Below are 19,389 nucleotides of genomic sequence, written 5' to 3'. Positions count from 1 at the left end.
AGGCGCGGGCCGGCCTGAGCGGACCGCTCTCAGCCTCGGCGCGGGTCGTCCGGCGCGCGTCCGGCGGTCCCGCCGTCGCGGCCGTCCTTGCCGTCGCGGCGGCGCAGGTAGCGCTCGAACTCCTGGGCGATGGCCTCGCCGCTCGCCTCGGGGGAGTCGACGGTGTCGCGCGCTTGCTCCAGCTGCTGGATGTACGCCGCCATTTCCTCGTCGTCGGCCGCGAGCGCGTCGATGCCCGCCTCCCACGCGCCGGCCTCTTCGACCAGCGAGCCGCGCGGGATGGTCACGTCGACCATCTCCTCGAGCTTGTCGATGAGGGCGAGCACGGCCTTCGGGCTCGGCGCGTTGTGCACGTAGTGCGGCACCGACGCCCAGATCATGATGGTCGGGATGCCGACGTCCTCCGCGCCCTCGGCGAGCGCGCTCAGGATGCCGACCGGCCCCTCATAGCTGGAACGCTCGACGCCCAGCTGCGCGCGGACGGTCGCGTTCTCGCTCGACGCGAACACGGAGATGGGGCGGGTGTGCGGCACGTCGGCGAGCATCGCGCCGAGGAAGACGATCGCGCCGACGTCGGCGGCGAGCGCCACGTCGATGATCTCGGCGGTGAAGCTGCGCCAGCTGCGGGAGGGCTCCGTGCCGACCAGCAGGAAGATGTTGCCGGCGTTGTCGCCGGTCACGCTCAGGTCCGCGTCGTCGGCGAGCCCGTCCGGGACGTGCCCGGGGAGCGCGGGGCCGTAGACGATGGCGGACGGCCAGACCAGGCGGCGGCGCCCGTCGAGCTCCTCGACCACCGGCCGGTTGAACTGGAAGTCGAAGTAGAGCTCGGGGTCGACCTCGGCGATGGGCACGACGTCGAGCTGCTCCTTGAGCGTCTTCACCGCGCCGCTGGCCGCTTCGCCGGCGTCGTTCCAGCCTTCGAAGGCGACCACGAGGATGCGCCCGTCGAGAATGCTGTCTGCGTCAGTCACTTCAGCTGTACCTGGTCCTCTCCACGCGACCGTTCGACCGCCGTCCCTCCAGAATAGGCCCGAGTGCGTACGGATAGACTTGTGGCCCGTGACTGCACCGATCCCCGACACCGCCTCCGACCGCTCGCTCCTCCCGGCCGCCGTGCTCTGGGACATGGACGGCACGCTGGTCGACACCGAGCCCTACTGGATGGCGTCCGAGGAGGAGCTCGTCTCCTCGTTCGGCGGCACCTGGACCCACGACGACGCGCTCCTGCTCGTCGGGCAGGGCCTGTGGACGTCCGCGGAGATCCTCCGTTCGCACGGCGTCGACATGGAGGCGGACGCGATCGTCTCCTGGCTGACCGACCGGGTGCAGCAGAAGCTCGACACCGAGGGCGTCCCGTGGCGGCCCGGCGCGCGCGAGCTGCTGTCGTCGCTGCGCGAGCGCGGCGTGCGCACGGCGCTCGTGACGATGTCGGTGCGGAGGATGGCGGAGCAGGTCGTCGCCCACATCCCGTTCGACGCCTTCGACCTGATCGTCAGCGGCGACGAGGTCGAGCACCCGAAGCCCCACCCGGAGCCGTACCTGCGCGCCGCCGACCTGCTGGGCGTTGACCCGCGCGACGCGGTCGCCATCGAGGACTCGCTCGTGGGCCTCGCGTCCGCTGTCGCCTCCGGCGCGATGGCCATCGGCGTGCCGCACATCGTGCCGATCCCGGAGTCGGACGGGCACACCATCTGGACCACCCTGGACGGCCGCACGGCCGACGACATCGCCGCGGTCGTCGCGGCCCGCACGCAGACCCCGAAGGCGTAGACACCGATGAACGAGACACGACGCAGCTCCGGCCCCTTCCGCGCGGGCGACCGCGTGCAGCTGACCGGCCCCAAGAACCGCATGAACACCATCACGCTGGTGCCGGGCAAGCTGTTCCACAGCCACCGGGGCGTGCTGGAGCATGACGCCATCATCGGCCTCCCGGACGGCTCGGTCGTCACGAACAACGCCGGCGTTGAGCACCTGGCGCTGCGCCCGCTGCTCACCGACTTCGTCATGTCGATGCCGCGCGGTGCCGCGATCGTGTACCCGAAGGATGCTGCGCAGATCCTCGCGCTGGCGGACATCTTCCCCGGCGCGACCGTCGTCGAGGCCGGGGTCGGCTCCGGGGCGCTCTCGCTCTGGATCCTCCGCGCGATCGGCCCGGAAGGGCGCCTGCACTCGTTCGAGCGGCGCGACGAGTTCGCCGAGGTGGCGCGGGACAACGCGGCAACCTTCCTCGGCTCCGACCCGGAGAACTGGACGGTCACCGTCGGCGACCTGCAAGAGGCACTGCCCGCCGCCGTCGAGCCGGGCTCGGTCGACCGCGTGGTGCTCGACATGCTCGCCCCGTGGGAGACCCTCGACGCCGTGACGACGGCGCTCAAGCCCGGCGGCGTGGTCATCTGCTACGTCGCCACGGTCACGCAGCTCTCCCGTGTGGCCGAGGCCATCCGCGCGACCGGGAACTTCACGCACCCGCAGTCGAGCGAGACGATGGTCCGCGGCTGGCACGTGGAGGGGCTCGCCGTGCGCCCGGACCACCGGATGATCGCGCACACCGGCTTCCTCTTGACCGCGCGGAGGCTCGCCCCCGACACAGTGCTGCCGGAACTCAAGCGCCGCCCGTCGAAGAGCGACTACTCGGACGCCGACGTCGAGGCCTGGACGCCCGGCGCGCTCGGCGAGCGTCAGTCCAGCCCGAAGAGCCTGCGCAAGCGGGTGCGGGAGGCCGCGACGAGCGCCGAGCTGGCCAAGGCCCGCGACGAGGCGGACGAGGACGCCCCGACCGTCGACTAGCATGAGGAGGTCGTGAGGTCTCGTACCTCCGGCCTCCCCACCGATTCGCATCGAAAGAGGACCCGTGCGCAGAGCTACCGCACTCGTCGTGGCCGCCGGCCTGCTGGCCGTCGCGCTGACCGGCTGTTCGTCGAACCCGAACGCGAGCTGCGACGGGGCACTCCCGTCGGGCAAGGCCTCCGACCTGGTCTCCGCGACCGGCAAGATCGGCGGCACGCCCAAGATCGAGGTGCCGGCGCCGATCGACACCACGACCTCGCAGCGCACGATCCTCACCGAGGGCACGGGCGAGAAGGTCCAGCGCAACCAGATGCTCGAGGTCACGTACAGCGTGGTCAACGGCGAGACGGGCGAGGTCGCGGGCAGCAGCTCGTCGAAGCAGCTCTTCGCGACCGGAACCGACGCGATCAGCAAGGGCCTCCTCTGCGCCCCGGTCGGCTCGCGCGTGGCCATCGTGGTCTCCCCGAAGGACTCCGGCGCCGACGCGGGCTCCGGCTCCCCGTCGCCGGTCTACGTCATCGACGTCGTCAAGGCGTTCCTCCCGGCCGCGAACGGCGCCGTGCGCCCGTCGGTCTCGGGCTTCCCGACCGTCGTGCTCGCGCCGACCGGTCAGCCGGGCATCACCATCCCGTCGTCGGGCGGCGCGCCCACGAAGGTGCGCAGCGAGCTGCTCAAGCAGGGCGACGGCGCCGTGGTGAAGAAGGACAGCCAGGCCGTCCTCCAGTACACCGCCGTGGGCTGGGAGGAGAAGAACGTCGTCACGAGCAGCTGGACGACCTCGCCCGACCTCGTCGACATCGCGAGCGGCCAGAGCTCGCTCCAGAACCAGTCGAGCTCGGTGCTCCCGCAGGCGATGCTCAAGGAGCTCGTCGGGCAGAAGGTCGGTTCGCAGGTCGTCATCGAGACCCCCAAGGACAGCGCCTTCCCGGCCGCCGCGTGGGTCGTCGACATCCTCGGAGTCCGCTAGCCGCGACTAGGATGGACGGGTGCCGAAAACCTCGTCCTCGCCGTCGCGCGTCCCTGTCGAGGAGCGGTTGTTCAGCCTGGTGCTGGCACTGCTCGCGACGGAGACGGGGCTGACGAAGAACGAGATCCTGTCGACCGTGCAGGGCTACCGCCAGCGCTACGCCGCCCACGGCGACAACAGCAGCCTGGAGCGGCAGTTCGAGCGCGACAAGGACGACATCCGCGAGCTCGGCGTCCCGCTGGAGACCATCGAGTCCCCGGAGGCCTCCGGCAACAACCAGCTGCTGCGGTACCGCATCCCGAAGGGCGCGTACGACCTCCCGCAGGACGTCGTCTTCTCCCCGGAGGAGATCACGCTGCTCGGTCTCGCCGCGACCGTCTGGCGCGAGGGGTCGCTCTCGGGCGAGTCCCGTCGAGCGCTGATGAAGCTGCGCTCCCTCGGCGTGGAGGCGGACGAGCCGATCGTCGGTTACGCGCCGCGTCTGCGCGTGCGGGAGGCGGCGTTCGAGCCGCTGAGCCAGGCGCTGGAGCGGCACGCGATCGTGCAGTTCCCCTACCTCAAGCCCGGTGAGACCGCCTCGCGCCTGCGCACGGTCGCGCCGCTCGCGCTCGTGCAGCACCAGGGCCGCTGGCACCTGCAGGGCATCGACCAGGACGCCCAGGGGTCCCGCACCTTCCTGCTCTCGCGCATGGTCGGTCCGGTGAAGGTCACGAACCGCACGTTCGAGCCGGAGGGCGACGGGTTCGCCGAGCGCGCCCTGGCCGACCTCGACGCGATCTGGGAGGCGAACGTCGCCGAGATCCGCGTCGACGCCGGGACGGACGCCGCCACACGCCTGCGCAAGCGGTACGGCGACGCGGTGCCGGTTCACGGTGACGGCGAGGCCTTCACCCTGACCGTGAACTTCTCGGACATCAACATCCTCGCCGACCAGCTGGCGAGCTTCGGGCCCGAGGTCCTGGTGGTCTCGCCGCCGGAGCTGCGTCAGCAGGTGCTGGACCGGTTGCTCGCCACCGCGCGCGCCCACGGAGCAGGGGAGGAGCACGATGGCTGACCGCCGCCGGCCGATGCAGGCGCAGGACAAGCTCGCCTTCCTGCTGGCCCTGGTGCCGTACCTGATGGACCGCGACCGGGTGAGCGTGACGGAGGCCGCCGCGCACTTCGGCGTCGAGCCGGACCAGCTGCGCGACGCCGTGCGGCTGATCGCCGTCTCCGGCGTGCCGGGCGAGACGAACGCGTACCAGCCGGGAGATCTCTTCGACATCTCCTGGGACGACTTCGAGGACAACGACCGGATCGTCCTCACGCACCAGGTCGCCATCGACGACTCGCCGCGGTTCTCGGCGCGGGAGGCGGCGGCGCTGATCGCCGGCCTGCAGTACCTCACGGCGCTTCCCGAGAACGCGGACCGCGACGTGATCGGCTCCCTGATGGCGAAGCTCGCTCGCGGGGCCTCCGGTGCCCCCAGCGAAGTCGCGGTCGCGCGCTCCGAGACGGACGAGGCGCTGGCCGCGATCCGGGATGCGGTGATCGCCGGCACCCGCCTCGACTTCGACTACCGCAACTCCCGCGGCGAGCGGGAGCGCCGCAGGGTCGACCCGCTGCGCGTGGAGTCGATCGACCAGGACTGGTACCTGCGGGGCTGGGACCACGCGCGCACCGCGCTGCGGACCTTCCGGCTCGACCGCATCGAGAACCTCACCGCGACGGACGTGCCGATCGCGTACAGCCCGGGCGACGTCACCCTCCCGGAGACGCTGTTCGAGGGCACGCCGGACGACCAGCTCGTCACCGTCGAGGTGTCCGCCTCCGCGGTGCCGCTCATCGAGGACTACATCCCCGAGGGCGCCGAGCGCCGCGAGCACGACGGCGTCGTGCGCACCAGCGTGCGGGTGGCGCACTTCCACGGCCTCAAGCGGCTCGCCGGCGGCCTCTCGGGCGTGCTCACCGTGCTCGACCCGCCCGAGGCGCGTCGCGTCGTCGGCGAGTGGGCCGCCGCCGGCGCAGCGCGGTACCGGTAGGCTTCCGGCATGCCGTGGTGGTCGTGGCTCGTGATCTGGACCGTGCTGGTGCTCGGTCTGCTCGGCATGCTCGCCTACTTCGCCTGGAGCCTGTTCCGCAAGCTCATGGCGGCGGGCCGGGAGGCCACCGCGCTGATCGAGAAGGCGGAGATCCTGCAGTCCCGCGTCGACGACCTGCGGGAGGAGCCTTTCCATCCCGCCGTCTTCGCCGACGCCGCCGCGCTCCGCCAGGAGCGCACGCAGGCCCGCGCCGATCGGGAGTTCGCAAAGCAAGCTCGCAGGGATGCGCGCGTGCGGCGCGGTAAGCTACTGGTCAAAGCGGACCCCTCGCGCTTTGAATACGTGACTCGAAGGACTCCATAATGCTCGGTGGACTCACCGGATGGCATCTGCTCATCATCCTCGCAGTGATCCTGCTCCTCTTCGGTGCGCCGAAGCTCCCCGCGCTCGCGAAGAGCATCGGTCAGTCGATGCGCATCTTCAAGGGCGAGGTCAACGAGATGAAGAAGGACGGCAAGGACGCCGACGCCTCGTCCGAGCCGACCGTGACGGACTCGTCGGCCGAGACCAAGCCGAAGCCGTAACGCGGTGGCCTCCACCAAGCGAGGCAAGAACCGCGAAGGGCGGATGTCGCTCGCAGAGCACTTCGTCGAGCTTCGCAAACGCCTCTTCCGGTCGGCGATCGCTCTCCTCGTCGGCGCCGTCATCGGCTGGTTCCTCGCCGATTTCGTCATGGACGCCCTGCGCGGTCCGATCACGCAGATCGCCGAGCAGCAGGGCCGGGACGCGACCCTCAACTACGACAGCATCACGGGTGCCTTCGATCTGAAGATGCAGGTCGCGGTGACGATCGGCGCGATCATCTCCAGCCCCGTCTGGCTCTACCAGGTGTGGGCGTTCTTCGTCCCCGCGATGACCCGCAAAGAGCTGAAGTACGCCTTCGGCTTCTTCTTCACCGCCGTCCCGCTGTTCATCGCGGGCGGAGTGGTCGGCTGGATGCTGGTGCCGCACATCGTCAGCCTCCTCACGAGCTTCGCGCCCGAGCAGGACGCCGCCATCATCGGCGCCAAGACCTACTTCGACTTCATCATGAAGCTGGTCCTGGCGGTCGGGATCGCCTTCGTGCTGCCGGTGTTCCTCGTGCTGTTCAACTTCGTGGGGATCCTCAGCGCCAAGTCGATCATCGCGTCGTGGCGCTGGGCGCTCATCCTGATCGTGCTGTTCACCGCCATCGCCACCCCGGCGGCCGACGTGCTCTCGATGTTCCTGCTCGCGATTCCTATGGTGGGCCTCTACTTCGCCGCCTATGGCGTCGCGTGGCTGCACGACCGCCGCGTGGCGAAGGTCGCGGATCGGCTGGAGGCCGAGCTGGCGGCATAGTCTGGACGGGTGACCGACCAGCAGCTCTCCCCGGCCGAGCGTTTCGCCGCCTCGCGCCAGCGCGCCACCCAGCCGATCCTGGAGAACTTCCGGGCCGGGCTGCGCTTCGATCTCGACCCGTTCCAGCGGGAGGCGTGCGCGAGCCTCGAGGAGGGCCGGAGCGTGCTGGTCGCCGCCCCCACCGGTGCCGGAAAGACGATCGTGGCGGAGTTCGCGGTCTTCCTCGCGATGCGGGAGGCCAACGCCAAGGTCTTCTACACGACGCCGATGAAGGCCCTGAGCAACCAGAAGTTCCAGGAGTTCGTGGACGCTTACGGACCGGACTCCGTCGGTCTGCTCACCGGTGACACGAACATCAACTCGCACGCCCGCATCGTCGTGATGACGACCGAGGTGCTGCGCAACATGCTCTACGCCGACTCGGACCTCCTCTCCGACCTGGCGTACGTGGTCATGGACGAGGTGCACTACCTCGCCGACCGCTTCCGCGGCGCCGTCTGGGAGGAGGTCATCATCCACCTCCCGTCGGAGGTCCGGATGGTGTCGCTGAGCGCGACGGTGTCGAACGCCGAGGAGTTCGGCGACTGGCTGCAGGCGGTGCGCGGCGACACGGACGTGATCGTCTCGGAGGAGCGCCCGGTGCCGCTGGAGCAGCACATCCTCATGCGGTCGAAGCTGATCGACCTGTTCGACTCCTCGGGGCTGGCCGCGACCAACCGCGTGAATCCCGAGCTGGTGCAGATGGCGCGCTACGGCGGCCGCGTGCTCAGCAGCCGGCAGACGCGGGATGTCGGGCGCTATCACTCGCGCGGCGGCCGGCCGGAATCGTTCCGGATGGAGCGGGCTGCGTTCGTGGAGCTGCTGCGGGAGCGCAACCTCCTCCCGGCGATCTTCTTCATCTTCAGCCGCAACGGCTGCGACGCCGCCGTGCGGCAGACCTTGCGGTCCGGCCTCCGGCTGACCGAGAAGCACGAGCGCGACGAGATCCGCGCGATCGTGGAGGAGCGCTGCCGCACCCTGCTCGACGAGGACCTCGCCGTGCTCGGCTACTGGGAGTGGCTGGAGGGGCTGGAGCGCGGCGTCGCCGCCCACCACGCGGGCATGCTCCCGGCATTCAAGGAGGTCGTGGAGGAACTGTTCCGCCGCAAGCTCGTGAAGGTCGTCTTCGCGACCGAGACGCTCGCGCTCGGCATCAACATGCCCGCCCGGACGGTCGTGCTGGAGAAGCTGGAGAAGTTCAACGGCGAAGCGCGCGTGCCGATCACGCCGGGGGAGTACACCCAGCTCACCGGGCGTGCCGGGCGCCGCGGCATCGACGTCGAGGGGCACTCGGTGATCCAGTGGGAGGACGGCCTCGACCCGCAGTCGGTGGCCTCCCTCGCCTCCCGCCGCAGCTACCCGCTGAACTCCAGCTTCCGCCCGACCTTCAACATGGCGGTGAACCTCATCGACCAGTTCGGGCGACCGCGCACGCGCGAGATCCTGGAGTCGTCGTTCGCGCAGTTCCAGGCCGACCGCGCCGTCGTGGACCTCGCGCGCAAGGTACGGCAGCAGGAGGAGTCGCTCGCGGGCTACGAGCAGGCCATGACGTGCCACCTCGGCGACTTCCGCGAGTACTCGCGCATCCGCCGCGAGCTCACCGACCTGGAGCGCAAGGGCGCCAAGCTGGACAACACCTCCCGCGCCGACCGCGACAAGCGGCAGCGCCAGCTCGCCGCCCTGCGCAAGCGGATGAAGGACCACCCCTGCCACCGCTGCCCCGACCGCGAGAAGCACGCGCGCTGGGCGGAGCGCTGGTGGAAGCTGAAGCGCGAGACCGACCGGCTCAGCGCCCAGATCCAGTCGCGCACCGGCGCCGTGGCGAAGGTGTTCGACCGGGTGTCGGACGTGTTGCTGGAGCTCGGCTACCTCGTCGAAGAGGACGGCGGCACCGCCCTCACCGTCCACGGGCGCACGCTGAAGCGCATCTACGGCGAACGCGACCTGCTGGTCGCCGAGTGCCTCCGCCGCGGCGCGTGGAAGGAGCTGGACGCCCCGAGCCTCGCGGCGATGGCCTGCGCGCTCGTCTTCGAGCCGCGGCGCGACGAGGGGCTGGCCCACGAAAGGACGCTCCCGCGGGGCGCGTTCCGGCCCGCGCTCGACCGCACGATCGAGCTGTGGAGCAAGCTCGACGACCTGGAGCGCGAGAACCGGCTCTCGGGCAGCGAGCCGCCTTCGACCGCCCTCGCGCTGGCGATGTACCAGTGGGCGCGCGGCGCCGCACTGGACTCGGTGCTGCGGGAGGCCGACATGGCCGCGGGCGACTTCGTGCGCTGGACGAAGCAGACGATCGACCTGCTCGACCAGCTCTCGCTCGTCGCCCAGGGGAACGTCGGACGGACCGCGCGGCAGGCGCTGGACGCGATCCGTCGCGGCATCGTCGCGTACTCCGCGGTTGCCTGAGCGGGGTGCCGAGCCGGATGCTTTAGGCTCTCCCTTCGTGACCCGTACGCCCCGCGCCCCGCTGCCGCTCTGGCTCGCGGTGCTGCTGGCCATCGCCGCCGGACCGGTGCTCGACGCCGGGTTCCCGGACAAGGACTGGTGGCCGCTGACCTTCGTCGGGATCGCGATGGTGCTGCTCGCGCAGCGCGGCCGTCGCGCCGGCTCCGCCTTCCTGGTCGGCTGGCTCGCGGGGGAGTCGTTCTACCTGGTGCACGTCGCGTGGACGGCCCTCTACCTCGGTCCGGTGCCCTGGGTGGCCCTGTCGACCCTGGAGGCCCTGTTCTGGGGCGTGGGCGGCATCCTGATCACGCTGGCCTACCGCTGGGTTCCGCGCGCGTGGCCGGGCGTGTGGGGCCGCGTGGGACTGCTTCCCGTGATCGTCGCCGGGCTGTGGGTGCTGCGGGAGTACGTGACCGGCAACTGGCCGTACGGCGGCTTCTCGTGGGGCCGCGTCGCGGAGTCCCAGTCGCTGAGCCCGTTCGCGCCTCTCGTCGCGTGGCTCGGCATCTCGGGTCTGAGCTTCGTGATGGTGTGGCTCGTGGCGCTGATCGTCGAGCTGGCGTTCGCGATCGACCTCCGCGCCGCGTCCCGTGCCGGGCTCGCGATCGGCGCCGTGGCGCTCGTCCTGGTGATCCCGGCCTGGCCGACGCCGACGCACGGCACCACCCGCATCGCGGCCGTGCAGGGCAACGGGCCGGCCGGGTACTTCGACGATGCGCCGGTGGGCGCGGTGCTCGACGCGCAGGTCGCCGAGACGCTGAAGATCGCCGACCAGAAGGCCGACATCGTCGTGTGGCCGGAAGGCGCGGCGCTGCCCGACCCGACGCGCGATCCGGCCTCGGCCGCCATCCTCGATGCGCTCAGCCGGCGGATGGACGCGACCTTCGTCGTCGGGACCATCACGGCGCGCGACGGCAAGTACTTCAACTCCTCGCTGCAGTGGGTGGCGGGCAAGGGCGCCGTCGACTACTACGACAAGAAGCACCCGGTGCCGTTCGGGGAGTACGTGCCCGACCGGGCCTTCTGGCGACCGTTCGCCCCCGACTTGATCGACCTCATCGGCCGCGACTACACGCCCGGGACGCGGGACAACGTCTTCGACATCGACGGGGTGCGCGCCGGCATCTCGATCTGCTTCGACATCGTCGACGACCAGCTCCTGACGGACATGATGCAGGGCGGCGCGCAGGTCATCCTGGCGCAGACGAACAACGCCGACTTCGGTCAGACGGACGAGAACCAGCAGCAGCTCGCCATCGCGCGCCTCCGCGCGATCGAGGCGGGTCGTGCGCTCGTGAACATCTCGACCGTCGGCAGCAGCCAGATCATCGCGCCCGACGGCAGGACGATCTCGGAGATCCCGCCGTTCACGCCCGGGAACATGATCGCCGACGTACCGCTCGGCACCACGACGACGCCCGCGACCCTGCTCAGCCGCGGGATCGAGTTCCTGGTCGCCGGGCTGGGGCTGTTCGGGCTGCTGATCGCCGCGGGCGCACGGCGCAACCCGGCTCCGGACACGAGAAGGCCGCTCCCACCGGTGCGGTGAGAGCGGCCTCGAGTCGTGACGGGGTCAGGCGCTGTGCTTGCGCTCCCCGGTGCCGCGACGGGCACGCAGGTACTGCAGGCGCTCCTCCAGGAGCTCCTCCAGCTCGGCGCGGGTACGGCGCTCCAGGAGCATGTCCCAGTGGCTGCGCGGCGCCTTGACGTCGGAGTGGTCGACCTCGACGGGGGTGTCGCCGACCAGTCTCCGGGCCTCGTGTCCGCAGTGGCGGCACTCCCAGGTGTCGGGTGCCTCGGCCTCGGACGAGAACACGGTCTCGGTCTCGTTGCCGCACTCGGGGCACAGGTAGGTGTAACGGGTACGCGGTGAGTAGACGACGCCTTCTTCGCTCTGTAAGCTCTGGGCGCCGAGTCTCATTCCGCGCAAACTGCGATCTGCCATCGTGTGGTCTCCTCTTCGCGCGAATCCTCACAGTTATAAACCGTCAAGCTGGGGATTGTCTTTCCGGGGCGCCGGATCTCTCAGGACGCTCACAGCCTCCCAGAAGACTCCCAGCGTCAGACGGCGCGGGAGCGAGCCAGACCGACGAGCAGATCGCAGCGATCCGTGACGATCCCGTCGACGCCGAGATCGAGCAGCCGGGTCATGTCGGCGGGGTCGTTGACGGTCCACACGTGGACCTCGGCGCCGGCGGCCTGGATCGCGCGAACCGTGCGCGCGCTGACGACGCGGAGCGGCCCCTGGCGCTCGGGGACCTGCACCGCCGCGAAGCCGCGCAGCGCACGCCGCACCAGGGGAGCGAGACCGGCCTTGGCGGCGGCGAGGGCCGGTGCGAACTCGGGGACGGAAGGCGAGGTGGCGACGCCCGGCAGCTCGTCGACGACGGCCAGCCGTCGCGCTTTCGAGAAGCTCGTGATCAGCACGCGGTCGACGGCTCGCGCCTCCCGGATCGCGGCGACCGTGGAGGCCGCAGCGCGCTCGTCCTTCACGTCGATGTTGAACCGGGCCTCGGGGAAGGTGTCGAGCGCCTCCGCGAGGGAGCAGAACTGCTGGTCGTGGCCGAGCTCCACGCGCCGCAGCTCCCGCATCAGCATCCCGTCCACACGTCCGGGGCGGCCGGCGACGCGGTCGAGCTCGGGGTCGTGGCTGATGACGGCGACACCGTCGGCGGAGGCGTGCACGTCCGTCTCCAGGTGTGTGGCCCCCGCGTTCAGTGCTGTGAGAAACGCGAGCAGGGTGTTCTCCGGCGCGTCGATGGCCAGCCCGCGGTGCGCGATCACGCGCGGCCGCGGGCCGTCGAGGAAGCTCACGCCGGGGGAGCGGGCGGGGCGGCCGGGGGAACGGGCGTCGCGGTCCCGTCGGCGACGGCTGCGGCAGCGGCGGCGGCACCCTTCTCGCCGAACGCCTGGCCGATGCCCTTGAGCGCCTCGGTCAGCTCGCTCGGGATGATCCAGAGCTTGTTGGCCGGACCCTCGGCGATCTTCGGCAGGGTCTGCAGGTACTGGTAGGCGAGCAGCAAGTTGTCCGGGTTGCCCTTGTGGATGGCGCTGAACACCGTCTGGATGGCCTGCGCCTCGCCCTCGGCGCGCAGCACGGCCGCCTTGGCGTCGCCCTCCGCGCTCAGGATGGCCGCCTGTCGGCGCCCTTCGGCGTTCAGGATCTCGGACTGCTTGTTGCCCTCGGCGGTCAGGATGACGGCTCGGCGGTCGCGCTCGGCGCGCATCTGCTTCTCCATCGAGTCCTGGATCGAGAGGGGCGGGTCGATCGCCTTCAGCTCGACGCGCGAGACGCGGATGCCCCACTTGCCGGTGGCCTCGTCGAGCACGATGCGCAGCTGGCCGTTGATGTTGTCGCGGCTGGTCAGCGCCTGCTCGAGGTTCAGGCCGCCGACCACGTTGCGGAGGGTGGTGGTGGTGAGCTGCTCGACGGCGCCCAGGTAGTTGGCGATCTCGTACGTCGCCGCGCGCGCGTCGTTGACCTGGAAGTAGACCACCGTGTCGATCGAGACGACGAGGTTGTCCTCGGTGATGACCGGCTGCGGCGGGAAGGAGACGACCTGCTCGCGCATGTCGATGAGCGGCCGCACCTTGTCGACGAAGGGCACCACGACGTTCAGACCGGGGAGCAGCGTCTTGTGGTACCGGCCGAGCCGCTCCACGACGCCGGCGCGCGCCTGCGGGATGATGCGGATCGCTCGGAACAGGGTGACCAGCACGAAGATCACGATGACCGCGATGATCACGATGACCACGATGGTCGTGACGAGCTGACTCGAATCGTTCACGACGCACTCCTCTCGGTGATGCCGTCGGCGCCCGAGGGCACCGGGGCAGGGGTGACGACGGCGGTCGCACCCTCGATGGACACGACCACGACGTGCTCGCCAGGGACGAGTTCGGTGGCCGGGGACGCGACGACGGCGCCGTCGGCAGCGGTGGCGAGGCGAGCGGTCCACGTCTCGCCGATTGCGAGCTTCACCAGCCCGCCGGTGCGCGAGACGGTGGAGACGACCAGGCCGCCCATCCCGATCAGGGCCGCGACGTTGCTCTTGGCCGGATCGCCACCGCGCTTGAGCGCGCGGAGCAGCGGAGGCCGGATGAAGAACAGCAGGACGATCGAGAGCACCGCGGCGACGATCAGCTGACCCCACCAGGGGGTGCCGACGAGACCGGAGATCAAGCCGCCGACGCTGCCGATGGCGATCATGAGGAAGACCAGGTCGAGCGTGAGCATCTCGATGATGACGAAGATCAGGATCAGCACCAGCCAGGCGATCCAGGCGAAGGATGTGATGTCCATGATGGGCCCCCTTCCCTGCGCGTCCTGACTCGACGTTATCAGGTGCCCGACGCCTGTGGACGGAACCCACTTGGTAGTCTCAGGATGCAGTTTTCCGCACACGCAAGGAGTTTTCGTGTCCAACCCCCTCGCCCCCGGCTCGCTCGCCGGCAAGCGCGCCCTCGTCACCGGATCGTCCCGCGGCATCGGCGCCGACACCGCGCAGTACCTGGCCGAGGCCGGTGCGAGCGTCGTGATCAACTACCGCAACAAGGAGGCCCGCGCCGTTAAGCTCGCGGACGCCCTCCGCGCGAACGGGGCCACCGCACTGACGGTCGGCGCCGACCTCACCGACCCGGCCTCCGTGGCCGGGATGTTCGACACCGTCGGCAGCGAGTGGGGCGGCCTCGACATCCTCGTGCTCAACGCCTCCGGCGGCATGGAGTCGGGTATGGCCGAGGACTACGCGATGCAGCTCAACCGCGACGCGCAGGTCAACGTGCTGACGGCGGCCCTGCCGCTGCTCGGCGCCGGGTCCCGCGTCGTCTTCGTGACGAGCCACCAGGCGCACTTCATCCGCACGACGCCGACGATGCCCGAGTACGAGGCCGTCGCGCTGAGCAAGCGGGCGGGGGAGGACGCGCTGCGCGAGCTGCTGCCGACCCTGGAGGAGAAGGGCATCGAGTTCGTCGTCGTCTCCGGCGACATGATCGAGGGCACCATCACCGCGACGCTGCTCAACCGGCTCAACCCGGGCGCGATCGACGCCCGCAAGGAGGCCGCGGGCAAGCTCTACAACGTCAGCGAGTTCGCCGCGGAGGTGGCGGCCGCGGCCGTCGACCCCATCCCGGTCGGCCACACGCGCCTCGTGGGCGACGTCTCCAGCTTCACGCCGGTCGACGAGTAGGGGGCGGCCATGAAGGCGAGCGATCTCGACCTGCTGACCGGCGTCTCCGCCCCGACCGTGCACCCCGGGGGCGGGCGCGCGATCGTGTCGGTGACGCATCCCTCCCTGGCGGCGGACGCCTCCGTCGGCCAGCTGTGGAGCATCCCGCTGACCGGCCACGCCGCACCCCGGCGGCTCACCCGCGGGTTCCGTGACAGCGCGCCGCGGTTCTCGCCGGATGGACGGCTGCTCGCCTTCGTACGATCCGTCCCGAAGTCCGCGCCGCAGCTCTACGTGATGGACGCCGCGGGCGGCGAGCCGGTGCAGGTCACGGACCGTAAGCTGGGCGTGTCGCAGTTCGCGTGGTCTCCGGACGGGCGGTCGATCGCCTTCGTCAGCCGCGTGCCCGAGCAGGGCCGCTACGGCACCGTGGAGGGGATCGACGCCGGGAGCGAGCGGCCGCGCCGCTTCGACACTCTGAACTACCGGGCGAACGGCCTCGGCTACATCACCGACCGCCGCGCGCACGTCTTCCTCGTGCCGGTGCCGGATGTGTGGGCCGAGCCCGCCGTGACCCCGGTCGCCGAGGCCGACGGCTCGACCGAGCCTGCCCCGGCCGTCCCGGAGGCCGCGCAGCTGACCTCGGGCCCGTGGGACGACGGCCCGGTGGCGTTCTCGCCCGACGGCGCCACCCTTGCGTTCGTCTCGGCCCGCCATGAGTCGCGCGACGACGACCTGCGCGCGAACGTCTTCCTCCTCCCGGTCGACGGCTCGGGCGAACCGGTCGACGCGACCGGCGCCCACGGCGACTATTCCGTCGGCGAGCTCGCGTACGGACTCAACGGCGCGCTCTACTTCACCGCGCAGGACGTGGGGGAGAGCGGGCGCGACTTTGTCGGCCGCAACGCCGCGCTGTACGTCATCGAGGGCCAGGACGCCGCACCGCGCCCGCTGACGGATGCGGAGAGCCAGGACTACACCGAGTCGGACATCGTGGCGTACCGGGACGACTCCGTGCTCGTGCGCGACCGCAGCCGGGGCGCGCTCGTGCTCACCGAGGTGACGGCGGACGGCACGGCCACACGCCTGACCGACGACACCACCGTCGTGAACGGCGTCGGGGTGGCCGGGGACGTCGTGGTGCTGAGCATCGCGGACGCGGACACCGCGGGCGATGTCGCCTTGCTGACCGCGGGCGGCCTGCGCCGGCTCACCGACTTCTCGGCGCCGCTTCGTGCGACAGGCATCGTCGCGCCGCGGGAGATCACCGTCACGGCGCGCGACGGGTACCCGGTGCACGGCTGGGTTCTCGTCCCGGAGGGGGAGGGGCCGCATCCCGTGCTCCTCAACATCCACGGCGGTCCGTACGCGGCATACACCGGCGCGCTCTTCGACGAGGCGCAGGTCTACGTCGCGGCCGGCTACGCCGTCGTGATGTGCAACCCGCGCGGCGCCGCCGGCTACGGCCAGGAGCACGGCCGCGTCATCCGCCAGCGGATGGGCACCGTCGACCTCACGGACGTCCTCGACTTCCTCGACGGGGCCATCGCCGAGACGCCCGGACTCGACGCCGGGCGCGTCGGCATCATGGGCGGCTCGTACGGGGGCTACCTCACCGCCTGGACGATCGCGCACGACCACCGGTTCGCAGCCGCCATCGTCGAGCGCGGGTTCCTCGACCCGGAGGCGTTCGTCGGCACCAGCGACATCGGCAGCTTCTTCGGCGACGAGTACACCGGCACCGACCCGGAGCTGATGCGGTCGCAGAGCCCGCAGGCCGTGGTCGGGCAGGTGACGACGCCGACGCTCGTCATGCACTCGGAGGACGACCTGCGCTGCCCGCTGCCGCAGGCGGAGCGCTACTACGCGGCGCTGAAGCGCAACGGGGCCGAGGCCGAACTGGTGATCTTCCCGGGCGAGGATCACGAACTGAGCCGGGGTGGCCGGCCGCGCCACCGCCGGGAACGGTTCGACATCATCCTCGACTGGTGGGCGAAGCACCTCCCGTCGGAGGTCAACCGCCCGTAGCCGCCGATCCGCAGACGACGACGGCCCCGCCTCTTCCCGAGGCGGGGCCGTTCCGTTGCGCGCGCGGGCTACTTCGCGGCGGCCAGCACGTCGCGTCCGAAGGTGAACGCGCGAACGACGCCGATGATGCCGAGCACGATCAGCGCGATCGCCGAGAACAGGATGAGGAACGCGGCCGAGGACGCCGGCAGGACGAGCACGACGATGCCGGCCAGGATGCTCAGGATGCCGAAGGCGATCGCCCAGCCGGAGTTGGGCGTGCGGCCCGACTCGGCCAGCGCCATCACGCCGTCGATGATCCAGCCGACACCGACGAACGCGATGGCGAAGATCACGAGCACGGTCGCGGCGGTCGCGACGTTCTTGAGCGAGACGACGCCGGCGACGACCAGCAGCACGCCCAGCAGGATGTTCAGCGTGCGCAGGCCGCCGCCGATCCCCTTGCTGAAGATGCCGATCGCGAGGCGCATGACGCCGGCGACGACGAAGTAGATGCCGAGGAAAACGGCGAGGACGGCGATGGTCTTCACCGGCCAGAACAGCAGCACGATGCCGAGGATGAACGCCACGGCGCCGCTGATGCCGATCGTCGCGCGGATACCGTTGATCGCGGAGCGGGTGAGGTTCTTCGCGTCGAGGGAGAAGTCGTGCAGGACGGTGTCGACGGGATCGGTGGACGTCATCGTGGTGCCTTTCGGTGGAGGGGGCGCGCCATGCGTCCCGTGCACGACATTAGCGCCCAGGCGTCGCCGTGCGAAGGGGTGATCGCGTGCGGCGCGTCACCGCTGGGCCACGCGGATCTGAGGTGCCCCCGCCCTACGGCTCCGGCGCTCCGCCCGCCTGGGCGGCGCCGCTGACGCGGAGGTAGACGATGAGCCAGCTGAACACGAGGACGCCGGCCACCAGTTCGGCCGCCGTCAGGACGTAGTACCCGACGACGAAGAAGACGAGCACACCGACGATCGTGGCGAAGAACACGTAGCCCAGGACGAAGAACGCCGGGGGCGCCTGGGGGAGTGCGGCCCGCACCCAGAACACCAGGAGTGCGAACACCAGCACCATTCCGACCGCCGACACGTTGTGCAGGATCTGCGAGACGTTGAGGGGGAAGACGCCGACGCCCGCGAGCAGGATGCCGATCAGCAGCAGGCACACCCGCACCCGGACGAGCCCGTGGCGGCGACGGGGGTCGTCGACGTCGCGGAGATCCGTGGCGTAGCGGGCGATCGCCGTGACGATGACGCCCGTGACGATGAGGGTGAGGTTGAAGGTGAGGGAGGAGACGCTCGAGGTCATCCCGAGCGCGCTGAGATGCAGCCGCCACCAGTCGGGATCGGGCGCGCTGAGCATCGCGGTCAGGATGCCGACCACCGCGAACACGGCGAGGACCGTCGACAGCCGGAGGATGTCCATCCCGGCGCCGGAGAGGAACACCGCGTAGGCGGTCACGCCGGTGACGGCCGCGGCGAGGACCACGGCCGCCAGGAAGTACACGAGCGCGCCCTGGAAGGCATCGGCGAGCACGGCGCCGAGCACGATCCACAGGAGCAGCGCGATGACGCCGTGCGCGAAGGCGATCACGACCGTGTCGAAAACGTCGGCGCCGGAGGCGCGAGGGCGGGGTTCGCCTGGATCTCGGCGCCCGAACGGTGTGAGGCCTTCGCGTCGCCAGAGCCGCCCGACGGGATAGGCGAGGATCGCGAGCACGCCGGCGGCGATCGCAGTGAACTGCGAGATCGACCCCGGACCGGCGATCGGGAGGGTCTGGCCCCAGAACGACGGCAGCGCGACCAGTGCCGTCAGCACGAACCCGGCGGCGCCCGCGACGATCGCCGCTCCCTCCTCCCGGAGCGCAGGAGCGGACGGCGCCTCCGCCGACCTGGACGGTGTGCGATGCGCCTCGGTCATGGCGACCTCCCCATCGACGCTCCCGGTGCCGCTCACCGCGTCGACGGCCCGAGTATCGCCGCTGGCCGGTGGTTTGGGTAGTACGGGGCGGGGGAGGGAGGGATGCCGCGGGCGCTGTTCCCCGCTACGGTGTTCCCGTCGATCCCGATCCGAAGGAGTGGGCGCGTGGGTTACTTCATCCTGGTCATCGCACAGACGGTGGCGCTGCCGATCATCTCCGGCATTGTGGAGCTGGCGGTGGCCGGTGGCGATCCGGTGCTCGTCTTCGGCAAGTGGTGGGTGTTATGGGGGGTCGGGACGCGGCTGCTCGTCGCCGGGATCGCCCAGGTCTCCGGCAAGGGGCCCACGACCGAGATCCTCGGGGCCGCTGCGCCGACCGTGCCGGAGAAGCAACTCGTCCGCGAGCTCGGGATGGCGAACGTCGGGATGGGTCTCGCCGGGCTGCTGGCGCTGGTGCCGGGATGGGCGCTGCCGGCGGGCTTCGCGGGCGGGATCTTCCTGTTGATCGCGGGCGCGATGCACGTGCCGAAGAAGGGCAAGAACGCGCAGGAGGCGCTGGCGACCTGGACCGATCTGGTCGTCGGGCTGGTCGTCGTCGCGCTGGCGGTGGACGTGCTCGTGCGGGCCGTCTCCGGCTGAGTCACTC

The 19,389-nt window shown here is 70.7% G+C and carries 20 protein-coding genes; 13 read left to right on the top strand and 7 right to left on the bottom strand.

The window, feature by feature from the left end; translation table 11 throughout:
* Positions 1–29 precede the first annotated feature (29 nt).
* Positions 30–971, bottom strand: a complete 942-nt coding sequence (locus FHX33_RS06265) for a proteasome assembly chaperone family protein (protein ID WP_179702093.1) — start codon at positions 969–971, stop codon at positions 30–32.
* A gap of 88 nt (positions 972–1,059) precedes the next feature.
* Here FHX33_RS06265 and FHX33_RS06260 point away from each other — a divergent pair, with 88 nt between their 5' ends.
* The 10 genes from FHX33_RS06260 (at position 1,060) to lnt (ending at position 11,188) form a co-directional block, all read left to right on the top strand.
* On the top strand, positions 1,060–1,770 hold the full coding sequence (locus tag FHX33_RS06260; RefSeq protein ID WP_276325276.1) for an HAD family hydrolase: 711 nt from the start codon (positions 1,060–1,062) through the stop codon (positions 1,768–1,770).
* Between the two features lie 6 nt (positions 1,771–1,776).
* The gene (locus tag FHX33_RS06255; RefSeq protein WP_021761613.1) at positions 1,777–2,790 is read left to right on the top strand and encodes a tRNA (adenine-N1)-methyltransferase; all 1,014 of its coding nucleotides are present in this window, start codon (positions 1,777–1,779) and stop codon (positions 2,788–2,790) included.
* A 64-nt stretch (positions 2,791–2,854) separates the two neighbouring features.
* The gene (locus tag FHX33_RS06250) at positions 2,855–3,757 is read left to right on the top strand and encodes an FKBP-type peptidyl-prolyl cis-trans isomerase (RefSeq protein WP_039921639.1); all 903 of its coding nucleotides are present in this window, start codon (positions 2,855–2,857) and stop codon (positions 3,755–3,757) included.
* 19 nt (positions 3,758–3,776) lie between these two features.
* Positions 3,777–4,811 carry a helix-turn-helix transcriptional regulator gene (locus tag FHX33_RS06245; RefSeq protein WP_039921637.1) on the top strand — a complete coding sequence of 345 codons (1,035 nt, stop codon included), beginning with the start codon at positions 3,777–3,779 and terminating at the stop codon, positions 4,809–4,811.
* Complete coding sequence (locus FHX33_RS06240) at positions 4,804–5,778, top strand: helix-turn-helix transcriptional regulator (RefSeq protein ID WP_021761608.1); 975 nt, start codon at positions 4,804–4,806, stop codon at positions 5,776–5,778. The genes FHX33_RS06245 and FHX33_RS06240 overlap by 8 nt, the downstream gene beginning before the upstream one ends.
* Before the next feature lie 9 nt (positions 5,779–5,787).
* Positions 5,788–6,141, top strand: coding sequence for a hypothetical protein (locus FHX33_RS06235; protein WP_021761606.1), 354 nt, complete (start codon positions 5,788–5,790; stop codon positions 6,139–6,141).
* Positions 6,141–6,362 carry a Sec-independent protein translocase subunit TatA gene (tatA, locus tag FHX33_RS06230; protein ID WP_021761604.1) on the top strand — a complete coding sequence of 74 codons (222 nt, stop codon included), beginning with the start codon at positions 6,141–6,143 and terminating at the stop codon, positions 6,360–6,362. Before FHX33_RS06235 ends, tatA begins: the two co-directional genes overlap by 1 nt.
* 43 nt (positions 6,363–6,405) lie before the next feature.
* A complete protein-coding gene (gene tatC / locus FHX33_RS06225; RefSeq protein WP_021761601.1) occupies positions 6,406–7,158 on the top strand; it encodes a twin-arginine translocase subunit TatC in 753 nt (250 codons plus the stop codon).
* Positions 7,159–7,167: 9 nt separating this feature from the next.
* On the top strand, positions 7,168–9,600 hold the full coding sequence (locus FHX33_RS06220; protein ID WP_021761599.1) for a DEAD/DEAH box helicase: 2,433 nt from the start codon (positions 7,168–7,170) through the stop codon (positions 9,598–9,600).
* Positions 9,601–9,637: 37 nt separating this feature from the next.
* The gene (gene lnt, locus FHX33_RS06215; RefSeq protein WP_021761597.1) at positions 9,638–11,188 is read left to right on the top strand and encodes an apolipoprotein N-acyltransferase; all 1,551 of its coding nucleotides are present in this window, start codon (positions 9,638–9,640) and stop codon (positions 11,186–11,188) included.
* Between the two features lie 24 nt (positions 11,189–11,212).
* Here the strand turns inward: lnt and FHX33_RS06210 are convergent, their stop codons facing one another.
* The 4 genes from FHX33_RS06210 to FHX33_RS06195 form a co-directional block, all read right to left on the bottom strand.
* Positions 11,213–11,584, bottom strand: a complete 372-nt coding sequence (locus tag FHX33_RS06210; protein ID WP_039921634.1) for an RNA polymerase-binding protein RbpA — start codon at positions 11,582–11,584, stop codon at positions 11,213–11,215.
* Positions 11,585–11,700: 116 nt separating this feature from the next.
* Positions 11,701–12,453 carry a glycerophosphodiester phosphodiesterase family protein gene (locus FHX33_RS06205; protein WP_183428276.1) on the bottom strand — a complete coding sequence of 251 codons (753 nt, stop codon included), beginning with the start codon at positions 12,451–12,453 and terminating at the stop codon, positions 11,701–11,703.
* Complete coding sequence (locus FHX33_RS06200) at positions 12,450–13,427, bottom strand: SPFH domain-containing protein (protein WP_183428275.1); 978 nt, start codon at positions 13,425–13,427, stop codon at positions 12,450–12,452. The genes FHX33_RS06205 and FHX33_RS06200 overlap by 4 nt, the downstream gene beginning before the upstream one ends.
* On the bottom strand, positions 13,424–13,942 hold the full coding sequence (locus FHX33_RS06195) for an NfeD family protein (protein ID WP_021764637.1): 519 nt from the start codon (positions 13,940–13,942) through the stop codon (positions 13,424–13,426). Before FHX33_RS06195 ends, FHX33_RS06200 begins: the two co-directional genes overlap by 4 nt.
* 115 nt (positions 13,943–14,057) lie before the next feature.
* Between FHX33_RS06195 and FHX33_RS06190 the strand changes: the two genes are divergently transcribed.
* On the top strand, positions 14,058–14,828 hold the full coding sequence (locus tag FHX33_RS06190; protein ID WP_021764636.1) for an SDR family oxidoreductase: 771 nt from the start codon (positions 14,058–14,060) through the stop codon (positions 14,826–14,828).
* Positions 14,829–14,837: 9 nt separating this feature from the next.
* On the top strand, positions 14,838–16,835 hold the full coding sequence (locus FHX33_RS06185) for a S9 family peptidase (protein WP_183428274.1): 1,998 nt from the start codon (positions 14,838–14,840) through the stop codon (positions 16,833–16,835).
* A 68-nt stretch (positions 16,836–16,903) separates the two neighbouring features.
* Here the strand turns inward: FHX33_RS06185 and FHX33_RS06180 are convergent, their stop codons facing one another.
* Both FHX33_RS06180 and FHX33_RS06175 read right to left on the bottom strand, forming a co-directional pair.
* Entirely contained in the window at positions 16,904–17,518 is a 615-nt protein-coding gene (locus FHX33_RS06180; RefSeq protein WP_021765752.1) for an HdeD family acid-resistance protein, read from the bottom strand.
* A 133-nt stretch (positions 17,519–17,651) separates the two neighbouring features.
* On the bottom strand, positions 17,652–18,743 hold the full coding sequence (locus FHX33_RS06175) for a DUF998 domain-containing protein (protein ID WP_051337094.1): 1,092 nt from the start codon (positions 18,741–18,743) through the stop codon (positions 17,652–17,654).
* Between the two features lie 165 nt (positions 18,744–18,908).
* Between FHX33_RS06175 and FHX33_RS06170 the strand changes: the two genes are divergently transcribed.
* Positions 18,909–19,382, top strand: a complete 474-nt coding sequence (locus FHX33_RS06170) for a hypothetical protein (RefSeq protein WP_039924462.1) — start codon at positions 18,909–18,911, stop codon at positions 19,380–19,382.
* Positions 19,383–19,389: the final 7 nt, after the last annotated feature.

The sequence above is a fragment of the Leifsonia aquatica genome, from assembly GCF_014190775.1.
Lineage (GTDB): Bacteria > Actinomycetota > Actinomycetes > Actinomycetales > Microbacteriaceae > Leifsonia > Leifsonia aquatica.
The sequence above is the reverse complement of the archived record's forward strand: the minus strand, read 5'-3'. Positions and strand labels throughout refer to the sequence as shown.